Source organism: Hylemonella gracilis ATCC 19624, from assembly GCF_000211835.1.
GTDB lineage: Bacteria > Pseudomonadota > Gammaproteobacteria > Burkholderiales > Burkholderiaceae_C > Hylemonella > Hylemonella gracilis.
The window spans coordinates 1-12,452 of record NZ_AEGR01000065.1 but is presented as its reverse complement, the minus strand read 5'-3'; the positions used below and the strand labels follow the sequence as shown (position 1 = coordinate 12,452).

The window sequence follows — 12,452 nt, the reverse complement described above, 5'->3', positions numbered from 1 at the left end:
TCTTACATGCCCGCGAGTTTCTTGAACTGATCGAAGTTGGTGATGGGTTCGGTCGGGAGGGCCGGGAAGGCTTCACCAAACCACTTCTTCTGCAACTCGGCCAGGCGACCGCTCTTGCGCAACTCGGTCATGAACTCGGTCATCAGCTTGAGCAGTTCCGGGTTGTTCTTCGGGATAGGCCAGGCCGCGAAGCCGCCGCCGGACACGGCCACGCCCTTGGCGAAGACCTTGGGCTTGGCCGCCACGATGGTGTTGGCCGGCACCACGGCGTCGATCACGTAGTCCAGGCGGCCGTTGGCCAGGTCGGCCATGGCTTCGGGGTAGGAGGGGTACTCCACCACCTTGCCCAGCTTGCCCCCGACCTTCTTGAGCATGGCTTCCAGCTCGGGCAGGCGCGCCAGCAGGGCGCTGCCGGCCTGCACGCCCACGGTCTTGCCCGACAGCGTGGGGATGTCGCCCAGGCTCTTGTCGCCCGCGCGCTTGATGTAGAAGTGTTGGGCCGAGGCGAAGGGCGGCGCGAAGTTGAAGACCTTGAGGCGTTCTTCCGTCACCAGCGCGCCGGTGTAGGCCATGTCGTACTGGCCGGCCGCGACGGAGGCCAGCAGGCCGGTCCAGGGCAGGATTTCTTGCTGGACCTTGACGCTCTTCTTGGCCATGAACGTCTGCAGGTCGGCCAGCATGTCGGCGTGGAAGCCCACGGGTTTGCCGTCCTGGATGAAGTTGAAGGGCTGGTAGTCGTCCTCGGTGGCGACCTTGAACACGCCCTTCTTCTGGATGTCGGCCAGGTCGGCGTGCGCGGACAGGGCGGTCACAGAGAGGGCCAGGATCACCGCCAGCGTGCGTGCGACGGAACGCGCGGCGGCATGGAAGGAAGCGGGGACGGAAGAAACAGTCAGGGGGGCCATGGTTGCTCCGGGCGGTTGTTGCTGGACAAACGGACTCATGCAAAGTTCGGGCCTCGGGGTCCGGAGCGCGCACGACAAGGTGGGTGGCGATGGTGACAGTTGCGCTGGCGCCCTTGGCCAGTTGCCGCGCGGGCCGCACCGCTGCGGCCTTGGCGATGCACCTCGGTTTTTTCAGGTACGTCCCTTGCTTGACGACTCCCGTGATCGACCATTACTTCCATTTGGAGTTCGAGCGCACGCGCGGCTTGCAGGAACAGCTGCGCGAAGCCCTGGTGGATGCCATCTTGCATGGCGCCTTTCCCCCTGACGAGCCGCTGCCTTCGTGCCGTGACCTGTCACGTCAGCTTTCGGTCGCACGCAACACGGTGGCCCTGGTTTACGAGAGTTTGTTGGAAAAAGGTTTCCTGCAAAGCCGCCCGCGCAGCGGTTATTACCTGCATCCCGACTACCGCGAACTGGCCAGCCGTCTGCCATCGCTTCTCATGCGGGACACTGACCGGGACGCGGGCACGGGTGGTGCGCCGGATGTCGCGGCGGGAACGGCGCGTTCCCCAAGCTGGGGCGAGCGCATCCGCCAGCCCGCCGGCCCGCGCCAAGGCATCCTTCGACCCAGCAATTGGCGTCAGTACCAGTACCCTTTCGCCTATGGTCAGGCCGATCCCGCCTTGTTCCCCGCTGCGGCTTGGCGCCGCGCGGCGCGCGAGACGCTGCAATCGAAACGGCACCGCGATTTCTGGATCAGCGATGCCGTGGACCAGGACGATCCCGAACTCATCACGCAGCTGCGCACCCGCGTGCTGCCCAAGCGCGGCATCCAGGCCGCGCCCGGCGAAATCCTCGTCACCCAAGGCTCGCAGAACGCGCTTTACCTGCTGGCGCGCCTGCTGACGGGGCCGGGTGTGCGCGTCGGTTTGGAGAACCCGGGTTTTCGTGATGCCTGGAACGTCTTCGCCATGCAGAACGCCGACATTTCCCTGCACGACGTGGACGCGCACGGCCTGTGCCTGGACGATCGCCTGGCAGAGTGCGACTACGTGTACGTCACGCCCAGCCACCAGGTGCCCACGGGCGTCACGCTCAGCGCGGAGCGGCGCACGCGGCTCTGGCAGCAGGCGCACGCGCGTGACCAGGTGCTGATCGAGGACGACTACGACGCTGACCTTGATCTTTCCAGTCACCCGCCGCCCGCGCTCAAGGCGGCGGACCGGCATGGCCGGGTCATCTACCTCAGCAGCTTTTCCAAGAGCCTGGGGCCGGGCCTGCGCCTGGGTTACCTGGTGGCCGACGAGGAACTGGTGCGCGAGCTGCGCGCCCTGCGCCGCCTGATGCTGCGCCACGCACCCCTGCATGCCCAGCGACTGTTGGCCCGCTTCCTGGCCGAGGGCGACTACGACGCCCACCTGCGCCGTTACCGCTCGGCGCATGCGCGCAAGCATGACGCCCTGCGTCATGCCATCGAGCAGCACCTGGATGGTTGCGCTTACGCCGGAGGCTCGGGCGCCTCGGCGTTCTGGCTGCAAGCGCCCGAGGCCATCAGTGCGCAGAAGCTGGCCTGGGCGGCTTCACGCCGCAGCGTGCTGATCGAGCCGGGCGCGCCGAATTTCTTTGATGTAAACCCGCCGGACCGGCATTTCCGCCTGGGCTTTTCCGCCATCTCCGCAGAGCGCATCGCGCCGGGGATTGAGTTGTTGGCGGATGTGATGGCGCGGGTGTGAGGAACCGATGCTTCAATCTATATTGCCGCATGGATACATTGAGTCCCGAAGAACGTAGCGAGCGCATGTCGCGCGTGCGGTCTCGAGATACATCGCCTGAAATGCTCACGCGCCATCTCGCGCGCAAGCTGGGTTACCACTTCCAACTTCATTCGCAAAATCTCCCTGGCCGTCCCGATTTGGTGTTCGCGCGGCGACGAAAGGTGATCTTCGTGCATGGGTGTTTTTGGCATCGGCATAATCGCTGCGCCTTGGCGAGGTTGCCGAAGAGCAACCAGGATTTTTGGTCCTCCAAGTTTGACCAAAATCGCCGCCGCGATGTCTTAAACCGAGCAGCGCTGACAAGGTTGGGTTGGATGAGCCTAGTTGTTTGGGAGTGTGAGTTGCGCGATCCCGTCAAGGTCATGCTCAAGATGCTGATGTTTTTGGAGAAATGACGCCATGTCCCTGACTTCGATAGAACTTTTCGCTGGCGCGGGGGGCTTGGCCATGGGAGTCGCCTTGGCTGGATTTCGCTCCCATGCGGTGGTTGAGTGGGACAAATGGGCGTGCGATACCGTGCGTCAAAACCAGGAGAGGGGGCATCCCCTGGTCCGCGACTGGCCCGTGGTTGAAGGCGATGTGCGCAACTGGGCTCGGGATTTCGACGCCTCGGGATTGGAGGGCAAGCTGGACCTTCTCGCGGGAGGGCCTCCCTGCCAGCCTTTCTCCATGGGTGGCAAGCACAAGGCGCATCAAGACGGGCGAGACATGTTTCCAGCCACGGTGGATGTCATCAGGCGTCTGCGTCCTAGGGCCTTCATCGTGGAGAACGTCAAGGGACTGACGCGCTCCACCTTCCACAACTATTACCAATACATACTGCTTCAGCTGGAGTTTCCCGAGCTGACTCGCCTGGTCGATGAAAGTTGGGCGGACCATCATCAGCGCTTGCAGCGTTTCAAGACCGCCAAGCGCCGAGGCGGCTTCGGGCTGGCGTACAACGTCGTGCCGACCCTTGTCAACGCGGCGAATTACGGCGTGCCCCAACGGCGAGAGCGCGTCTTCATCGTTGGCTTTCGTCGCGACCTTCCAATTCAATGGTCTTTTCCTCGAGAAACCCACTCACTTGACGCGTTGTTACACGATCAATGGGTCACGGGCGAGTATTGGGAGCGGCATGGGGTTGCCAAGCGTGCGCGTCCCCAGCCCCACAAGTCGCATGCAGGCTTGATCGAACGCTTGAAGGGACTGGGCTTGCCGCCAACGCGCGCGCCATGGCGCACGGTGCGTGATGCCTTGCTCGGCTTGCCCGACCCCCAGAGGAGCGAGGGCGATGTCTTGAATCATCAGTTCCAGGCTGGCGCGCGCGCCTATCCTGGACACACAGGCAGCCCGCTTGACTTGCCTGCCAAGACACTCAAGGCGGGTGACCACGGCGTCCCGGGGGGGGAGAACATGATGGTCAAACCCACGGGCGAGGCTCGGTACTTCACCGTGCGCGAATCCGCGCGCTTGCAAACCTTTCCCGATGGGTATGTCCTGCATGGCTCCTGGACCGAGGCCATGCGGCAATTGGGCAACGCGGTGCCCGTCGCCCTGGGCCGGGTGGTCGCGTGCAGCGTGGCGCAACACTTGTTGGAGGCTGACTTGCGCGAGACGCGCGAGCGAGCCATTCAGCCCTCATTCGCGCATGCGGCATGAGCGACCCAGTTCCCTTTAACCCCCTGGACAAGCAGAACCTGGGCGCCAGCGTCGCCGAGGCCTTGCTGGGGCGCAAGCCTCATCCTTTGGCGAACTTGCCCATGTTCCATGGCGCGGGGATATATGCCCTCTATTACGGTGGTGACTTCGCACCTTACCTGTCCTTGAGCCTGCGCAACAGGGAGTCCGACGGCAATCCCATCGCGCCCATTTACGTTGGTAAAGCCGTGCCCGCTGGAGGTCGAAAGGGTGGCGCGCTGGACCAGACCAGCAAGACCAAGGCGCTATGGAATCGCTTGAACGAGCACGCGGAAAGCATCGCCGCCGCGAGCAATTTGCGGATCGAGGATTTCCAATGCCGCTTTCTCGTCGTGGACGACATTTGGATTCCGCTCGGTGAATCCCTGCTCATCGCCAAGTTCACGCCCATCTGGAACGCGCTCATCGACGGCTTTGGCAACCATGACCCGGGCAAGGGCCGGTACAACGGCATGCAGCCCAAGTGGGATGTGTTGCATCCTGGGCGGGCCTGGGCCTTGAAATGTCAACCTCGCCCTGAATCCGCCGAGCAAATCGCGCGCGAGGCCAAGGACCATTTGGAGAGCATCTTGCCGCCGCGCTCGCCACACTTCTTGGTGGAGGAAGCGCGCGGCCGCTACCGTGTCCATGCCGGGTCAGGCGCGGGTCAACAAGACAAGGCCAGCGAAGAATAATCTTGGCAACCGGCCGTATCGGCCTGCCGATGCCGATGCGCCTTTAGAGCTTGCCGTGTTCGGCCAGCACCTCGTCCAGCACCGCCAGCGCCTGCTTCACCTGATCCGCGTTCACGATGCAGGGCGGCGCGAGGTGGAAGCGGTTTTCGACCGCGAAGACGAGCAGGCCGCGTCGCAGCGCGGCGGCTTTAAGTTCGGCCAGCCGCGCGGGTGGCAGCGGCGTGCGTTTGACCGGGTCGCTCACGAACTCCAGCGCCCAGAACACGCCCTTGCCGCGCGTCTCGCCGATGATGGGGTGGCGTGCGGCCAGTGCTTTCACGCCCGGGCCCAGGTGCTCTTCACCGATGCGCCGCGCGTTATCGACCATGCCTTCCTCGGCCATGGCGTCCAGCGTGGCGATGATGGAGGCCATGGCCAGCGGGTGGCCGGAGTAGGTGAGGCCACCGGGGAAGTAGCGGTTCTGGAAGAACTCGCTGATCTGGTCCGAGATCATCACGCCGCCCACGGGCACGTAGCCTGAGTTCACGCCCTTGGCGAAGACGACCAGGTCGGGTTGCACGTCGAAGTGATCCAGCGCGAGCCAGGCGCCGGTGCGGCCAAAGCCCACCATCACTTCGTCGAGGATGAGCTGGATGCCGAATTCGTCCGCCAGGGCGCGCACGCCTTTCAGATAACCCTGCGGCGGCACCAGCACGCCCGCCGTGCCGGGGATCGATTCCAGCAGGATGGCGGCGATGCTGGTCGGGCCTTCGGCCTCGATCACGCGGCGCAGGTGGCGCAGGGCGCGCTCGCACTCCTCGGCTTCGCTCGTCGCGTTGAACTCGCTGCGATAGAGGTAAGGGTTGAAGAAGTGCACGTGGCCGCGTGCGTACTCGTTGGGCACGCGCCGTGCCTCGCCGGTGGCGACGATGGCCGAGCCCGTGTTGCCGTGGTAGGAGCGGTAGGCCGAGAGGATTTTGTCGCGGCCCGTGTACAGGCGCGCCATGCGCATGGCGTTTTCGTTCGCGTCGGCACCGGCGTTGGTGAAGAAAATCTTCTTGAAGCTGCGGGGGCCGGACTGGGGCGCGCGCGCCAGGATGCGCTTGGCCGCTTCGCCGCGCACGGCGGTCGCGTTGGAAGGTGCGAGCGTGCAGAGCTGGGCGGCCTGATCCTGTATCGCCTTGACCACCTTGGGATGCTGGTGGCCGATGTTGGTGTTGATGAGTTGCGAGCTGAAATCCAGGTACTGGTTGCCTTCGTAATCCCAGAGCATGCAGCCCGCGCCGCCGGCGATGACCAAAGGATTCAGCTGGCTTTGCACCGACCAGGACGACAGCACTAGCTCGGTCTCGAGCTGGCGGACGGCGGCGTTGCTGAAGGGGGCGGCTGCGTTCATGGGGTGGGGCTCCGATGGGTGATGGTCCAGGCCATGACCGGGTAGGTCAGGGATGGGCCGACTATGGCCCGAGCGCTGCCCCTGTCTTAGAGCCAGTTGCGCGCGCCGTGCTGGCCAGATCCGCGCTCCGCCGAGCTTCGACCTACGTCGCCGTGCCTCGCCATCGCGCAACTGCGCTGGCTATGATCGGGCGCATGGACATCGAGACCCTGAATTACGAGGCTGTGCTTTTCGATTGTGATGGCGTGCTGGTGGACAGCGAGCCCATCACCAACGGCGTGTTGCGCGACATGCTGGAAGAGCGGGGCTGGTCCATGACCCAGGAGGAATGCGAGGCCCGCTTCATCGGCCGCGCGGTGCGCGAGCAGCGCGCCGAGATCGAGGCACGCACTGGTCAGCCCTTCACCGAGGAATGGCTGCAATCCTTCTATCTGCGACGCAATGCCGCCTTGGAGGCGCGCCTGACCGCCATCGCCCACATCCATGACACCGTGGCGCGGGTGCACCGTGCCTGCGGCGGGCGCATGGCCTGCGCCTCGGGCGCGGACCGAGGCAAGGTGGAGCTTCAATTGCGCAAGGTGGGTCTGTACGACTATTTCGAGGGGCGCATCTTCAGCGGCCATGAAACGCCACGTTCCAAACCGCACCCGGATGTCTACCTGGCCGCCGCCGCGGCACTGGGCGTGGCGGCCCAGGCCTGCGCGGTGGTGGAAGACACCCAAGCTGGCGTGCAGGCGGGCGTTGCCGCGGGCGCCCGGGTGTTCGCTTACTTGCCGCCGCAGGCGGACCCGGCGCGCCATGACGCGCAGCGAGACGCCTTGCTGCGCGCGGGCGCGGCCCAGTTGTTCGGGGACATGCGCGAACTGCCCGCGTTGCTGGCCCGTTGAATCGCCGCTGCGGTGACCGCCCTGAGCCGCGGTCGTTCGTCCCTTGTCTCAGCCTGACGTGGCGGGCGTGCTGTCAACGCTCTGGGGCGCGGGGATGAAGCCGCCGTGCGACTGCAACAACTCGGACATGCCTGCCTCGCTCAAGGGGCGCGACAGCAAGTAACCCTGGAATTCATCGCAGCCCTGGCTGCGCAAGAAGTCGAACTGCGCCTGGTTCTCCACGCCTTCGGCCACCACGGTCTTGTGCAGGCTCTGGCCCAGCGACAGCACCGCGCGCGCGATCATGGCGACCTCTTCCTCGCGCTCGATGCCCGTCACCAAGGACCGGTCGATCTTGATGATGTCCAGCGGAAAGCGCCGCAGATAGCTCAGCGCCGAGTAGCCCGTGCCGAAATCATCCATGGCCAGCTGCAAGCCCAATTGCTTGAACTGGATCAGCGTTTCGAGAACCCGCTCGCTGCGGCTCATGAAGACCGTTTCGGTGATCTCCAGTTCCACCAGCTCGGGTGACAGGTCCGCGTCGCGCAGCAGGCGGTGCACGTGGCTGACGATGTCGTCGCTCAGGAACAGGCGCGGCGAGAGATTGACCGCGATGCGCAGCGGGTTGCGCTTCAGGTCCCGCCCTTCGTTCCAGCGCCGCGTGGCCACGAACGCGCGTTGCAGGATGGTCATGGTCAGCGGCAGGATCAGGCCGCTGTCTTCCGCGATCGGGATGAAACGGTCCGGACTGATGGGGCCATATTCCGGCGGCCGCCAACGCGCGAGCGCTTCCATGCCGATGATGCGCCGGTTGGCGTCGGTCTTGGGCTGGTAGTGCACCTCGAAGCCGTCGTGGTCGATGGCGTGGCGCAGCGCCGCTTCCAGATGCAGCCGCTCGGTGGCCACGTGGTTCAGTTCGCGCGTGAAGAACTGGAAGTTGTTGCGCCCGTTGCCCTTGGCGGCGTACATGGCCGCGTCCGCGTGCTTGAAGAGGCTGAGGGCGTCCTCGCCATCACCCGGGTACATGGCCACGCCCAGGCTGGCGCCAACCTGGAACTCACGGCCCGACAGTTGCACCGGTTGTGAAATCTCGCTGAGCACGCGCTGCAGTTGGTCGATCACGGTGCTGCTGCGGAAGTGGTCCGCCAGCAGCAGCACGAATTCGTCCCCGCCCAGGCGCGCCACCGTGTCCGAGGCGCGCACGCAGCGGCGCAGCCGCAGCGCCACTTCCTTGAGCAGTTCGTCACCCGCGTCGTGGCCCAGGCTGTCGTTGATGAACTTGAAATGGTCGAGGTCGATGAAGACCACCACCAGGTGATAGCCCAGGCGTTCCGCGCGGGCGATGCCTTGCTCCACGCGGTCGCTCAGCAGCATGCGGTTGGGCAGGCCGGTCAGGGTGTCGTGGTTGGCTTGGTGCTCCAGCTCTTGCTGGTAGCGGCGGCGCTCGGAGATGTCCTGCACCGTGCCTTCGTAGTAGAGCAAGTTGCCCTCGGCATCGCAGACGGTGTGCGCGTTCTCGGAAATCCAGATGCGCGAACCGTCGGCGCGGTAAATCTCGGATTCGAAATTCAGTATCTCGCCTTGCTCGGCCATGATCTGGCGGAACAGCTCGCGTTGCCCTTCCTTCACGTAGAGCTGTCGGCTGATGTTTTGCAGCCCCGTGATCAGCGCCTGCGCGTTTTCATAGCCGTACAGGCGCGCCAGCGCCGGGTTGACCTCCAGATAATGGCCTTCCGGTGTGGATTGGAAGATGCCTTCCGAGGCATGTTCGAAGATGTGGCGGTAACGCTGCTCGGCGGCTTGCTGGGCCTCGGCGAGCGCGCGCTGCGAGGTGACGTCCTCGATGAAGCCCTCGATCACCAGCGTGCCTTGCTCATCGGCCACGGCCACGCCGCGTTCGTGCACCCATTTCACGGTGCCGTCCTTGCTGACGATGCGGTAGTCCACGGCGAAACGCAGATTGGTCGACGAGGTGGTGGCGACCGAGGTGCGCACGCGCTCGCGGTCCAGCGGATGGGTGATCTGTTCCCAGCTCACCACCGCGTTGTGCACCAGCTCCTGCGGTGTGTAGCCGGTCAGGGCCAAGCAGCCCTGGCTGACGAAGACCATGGTCCAGTGCGCGTCGTTCAGACAGCGGTAGGCCATGCCGTCCAGGTTGTTGATCAGGGTGTCGAGCACCCGCGCACGGTCCAGCTCACGCACGCTCAGCAGGGTGGTGCGCCGGGACCGGCTGGAGGGTGAGCCTGCCGGAGAACCGGCCGGGACCGAGGACGGCGCCGTCAGAGGAACGGCAGGGTCGGGCGGAATAGGCAGAGCGACGGGCATGTTTTTGGAAAGGCGAGAGCGCATGAGCAGCAAATCCCGTGCCGGAAAGTGCGGGGCCTTGACCGTTGGGGGCGAACCCCCAATGCAAGCCCTGGGTGTGCAAGGCATGCGGGCGCGTGGCGCTGCTCGCCGCCGCATGCGGCGTGCCTGGCGTGTCTCCGGTTTTTGTTACGATTTTTTGAAAGAGGCGAATCGCGCATTGTCCCATCGGGCCCCTGGTGGACGTGCCGGTCTGTTACACCTGCAGCCCCGACTGTGTTGAATTCTGCGCAGAGGGCCTATCCAATCAGGACTTCATGAACATCTATTTCCACGGCGAAGACTTTCGTCCCGAACCTTGGTTGTCCGCCCTGAGACACGCACTGAGCGGGGCCGGCATTCAGGCCGAGGTGGCGGTGTGGGAGCCCGGCGCGCCTCCAGGCGACTACGCCCTGGTGTGGGCGCCGCCGCAGCGGCTGCTGGACGAGCAAACCCGCTTGAAGGCCTTGTTCAACCTAGGCGCGGGTGTGGATGCCATCACGCAGCTGCGCTTTCGGCCAGGACTGCGGCTGGTGCGCCTGGACGACGCGGGCATGTCCGCGCAGATGGCCGAGTACGTGCTCCATGCGCTGGTCCGGCATTTCCGTGAGTTCGATGCCTACGAGGCCGAGGCGACGCAGGGCCACTGGGGTTTTCGCAGGCCGCGCGCGCGTCAGGATTGGCCGGTGGGCATCCTGGGCCTGGGCGTGTTGGGTCAGCGTGTGGCGCGCGCGGTGCAGGGCCTGGACTTTCCGGTCCGAGGCTGGAGCCGCTCACTGCGGCGCGCGGAGGATCTGGGCCTGCCCGGCGTGCAGTGCCACGCGGGACGCGATGGCTTGCCCGCTTTTCTCGCCGCGAGCAAGGTGCTGGTCTGCCTCTTGCCGCTGACCTCCGAAACGCAGGGCATATTGAACCGCGAGACCTTGGGCCAGCTCATGCCCGGTGGCTACCTCATCAACGTGGCGCGCGGCGGACATTTGGTCGAGGAAGATTTGATACCCTTGATCGACAGCGGCCATCTGGCGGGCGCCACCCTCGATGTCTTTCGCCAGGAACCGCTGCCTGCGGGGCATCCGTTCTGGACCCATCCGAAGATCACCGTGACGCCGCACACCGCGGCACGCACCTTGCGTGACGAAAGCGTGGCGCAGATCGTCGGCAAGATCGCGCGGCTGGAGCGGGGCGAGCCCATCGCGGGGCTGGTCGATCCGGTGAAGGGCTATTGAACAGATCCGGCCCCACGGGCCACACCATCGAAGACGAGGGACCGTGACATGACGTACAAGCAAGCACAGGCACGCTGGGCCGAGCGCGTGCGGCGGCTTTACCTGCCGCCCAGCGACTTGCCCGTGTTCTGCGCCCTCTGCAAGGTCAGCACCAGCACGGGCCTGTGCCCGGTCTGCCTGCGCAGCCTCGAGGAAATCACGAGCTGGCCGCGTCTGGACGACGAGCATCGCCGCACGGTCTGGGGTCGTGTGCTGATGCGGCTGAACGACGCGCGCCAGTACGAACAGGCCGTGCGCCGTCGAGTCAGCATGCGCCGATCCGCGCGCGGGGAGCTTCCGCCCGAGCCGGTGGTGGCCGACGATGTGCTGCTCGTTGCCGACTCGGGCGCGCAGCCTCTTGCTGGGGATGCGACGATGCCGCCTCGCGCCACCGATGCGATGGCGGGCGCGACATCCGACACCCCCGGGCCAGACCCGCACGGGCTGGAGGCCGAGCATGCCGAGGGGGCCTTTGCACAGCCTCCCGCCGAAGAGGTGGCCCCGGCCATCGGTCCGTTGCCGCCCGCGTCTGACGTGTTGGCAGCACCTTCCCTGACCGACACGCCGCCGGATACGTCGACCGAAATTTCCTCCCCTCCGGTCCCAGCTGCCCCGCCTGCGGCACCGCCACCGAGGCCGACCCGGGTGGCTGCGCTGCCCGAGCCGTCACGCCTGCAGTCCGAGGTCTTGGCCACGCATGCCGGCGTGCCGGTGGACGTCGCGGCAGCCCGTGCGCGCCAGGTGCGCCTGGCGATGGCCCAAGTCGTGCAAGCCTCTCTGGAGAGTGCGCGCCGGGAGCAGGCGCAGCCTGCCACGGGGCCGGAAGAAATCACGCTCAAGCCGCTGATCTGAAACCGGTGCGCCCCTGCCGTGACGCCCGCCCGGGGTGACGCGGCACGGGTCCGAGGTGGGGGCGGCAAGACTTGGGCTGAAACTGAAACCGAAACTGAAAATAAAACTAAAGCAACTGAAACTCAAAGGGAGCATGCTGGAATGTGTGGCGCCGAAGTCAAACCCTTGCCCGAAGGCGTGCAACGCGTGGCCGCGCTGCTCCAGGCCAAGGGCCACCCGCACGCGCCGCTGATGTTGGATGACGCCGCGCGCACGGCCCAGCAGGCGGCGGACGCGCTGGGCGTCGCGCTCGGCCAGATTGCCAAGAGCATCGTGTTTCGCCACAAGGGCGCGACGGCCCCGGGCGAACCGGCGGACGAGCGGGCCGTGCTGGTCATCACCTCGGGCGATCTGCGCGTCGACGAAAAGAAGGTGGAAGCGCTGGTGGGCCGGCTGGGCCGCGCCGATGCGGATTTCGTCAAGTCCCGCACGGGTTTCGCGATCGGCGGTGTGTCGCCCATCGGCCATCGCGAGCCTCCGCTGGTGCTGATCGACCGCGAGCTGTTCCGCTTCGAGGACATCTGGGCCGCGGCCGGGCATCCGCACGCTGTGTTCAGATTGCAGCCGCGGGATTTGCCGCGCCTGACAGAGGGCGCGCCAGTGGTGGATGTCACGGTGTCGCAGCCCGCCTGAGTGAGTTAACCAACACAACGAGGCAACGAGGCAACGAGGCAACGAGGCAACGAGGCAACGAGG

Annotated in this window: 11 protein-coding genes; 8 read left to right on the top strand and 3 right to left on the bottom strand. The window is 65.6% G+C overall.

Annotation, left to right across the window (positions count from 1 at the left end; translation table 11 throughout):
- Nucleotides 1-2 precede the first annotated feature (2 nt).
- Nucleotides 3-905 (bottom strand): transporter substrate-binding domain-containing protein, encoded by a 903-nt coding sequence (locus HGR_RS10865; RefSeq protein WP_006298297.1) that lies wholly within the window; start codon nt 903-905, stop codon nt 3-5.
- A gap of 188 nt (nt 906-1,093) precedes the next feature.
- On the opposite strand from HGR_RS10865, the gene pdxR reads away from it, so the two are divergent.
- The 4 genes from pdxR to HGR_RS10845 are packed head-to-tail and all read left to right on the top strand — an operon-like array spanning nt 1,094 to nt 5,016.
- Complete coding sequence (pdxR, locus tag HGR_RS10860; RefSeq protein ID WP_202796609.1) at nt 1,094-2,620, top strand: MocR-like pyridoxine biosynthesis transcription factor PdxR; 1,527 nt, start codon at nt 1,094-1,096, stop codon at nt 2,618-2,620.
- Nucleotides 2,621-2,649: 29 nt separating this feature from the next.
- Nucleotides 2,650-3,057, top strand: coding sequence for a very short patch repair endonuclease (locus tag HGR_RS10855; protein ID WP_081463518.1), 408 nt, complete (start codon nt 2,650-2,652; stop codon nt 3,055-3,057).
- 4 nt (nt 3,058-3,061) lie between these two features.
- On the top strand, nt 3,062-4,303 hold the full coding sequence (locus tag HGR_RS10850; protein WP_006298294.1) for a DNA cytosine methyltransferase: 1,242 nt from the start codon (nt 3,062-3,064) through the stop codon (nt 4,301-4,303).
- A complete protein-coding gene (locus HGR_RS10845) occupies nt 4,300-5,016 on the top strand; it encodes an Eco29kI family restriction endonuclease (RefSeq protein ID WP_006298293.1) in 717 nt (238 codons plus the stop codon). The genes HGR_RS10850 and HGR_RS10845 overlap by 4 nt, the downstream gene beginning before the upstream one ends.
- 43 nt (nt 5,017-5,059) lie before the next feature.
- Here HGR_RS10845 and HGR_RS10840 read toward each other — a convergent pair whose 3' ends face one another.
- Nucleotides 5,060-6,391, bottom strand: coding sequence for an aspartate aminotransferase family protein (locus HGR_RS10840; protein WP_006298292.1), 1,332 nt, complete (start codon nt 6,389-6,391; stop codon nt 5,060-5,062).
- Nucleotides 6,392-6,585: 194 nt separating this feature from the next.
- On the opposite strand from HGR_RS10840, the gene HGR_RS10835 reads away from it, so the two are divergent.
- Complete coding sequence (locus HGR_RS10835) at nt 6,586-7,278, top strand: HAD family hydrolase (protein WP_006298291.1); 693 nt, start codon at nt 6,586-6,588, stop codon at nt 7,276-7,278.
- 48 nt (nt 7,279-7,326) lie between these two features.
- Here the strand turns inward: HGR_RS10835 and HGR_RS10830 are convergent, their stop codons facing one another.
- Nucleotides 7,327-9,582, bottom strand: coding sequence for a bifunctional diguanylate cyclase/phosphodiesterase (locus HGR_RS10830; protein WP_081463521.1), 2,256 nt, complete (start codon nt 9,580-9,582; stop codon nt 7,327-7,329).
- Nucleotides 9,583-9,878: 296 nt separating this feature from the next.
- Here HGR_RS10830 and HGR_RS10825 point away from each other — a divergent pair, with 296 nt between their 5' ends.
- The 3 genes from HGR_RS10825 to HGR_RS10815 all read left to right on the top strand — a co-directional run bounded on the left by HGR_RS10825 (nt 9,879) and on the right by HGR_RS10815 (nt 12,389).
- Entirely contained in the window at nt 9,879-10,826 is a 948-nt protein-coding gene (locus tag HGR_RS10825) for a 2-hydroxyacid dehydrogenase (protein WP_006298289.1), read from the top strand.
- 48 nt (nt 10,827-10,874) lie between these two features.
- Nucleotides 10,875-11,717 (top strand): DUF1289 domain-containing protein, encoded by an 843-nt coding sequence (locus HGR_RS10820; protein WP_006298288.1) that lies wholly within the window; start codon nt 10,875-10,877, stop codon nt 11,715-11,717.
- Nucleotides 11,718-11,858: 141 nt separating this feature from the next.
- Entirely contained in the window at nt 11,859-12,389 is a 531-nt protein-coding gene (locus tag HGR_RS10815; RefSeq protein WP_006298287.1) for a YbaK/EbsC family protein, read from the top strand.
- Nucleotides 12,390-12,452: the final 63 nt, after the last annotated feature.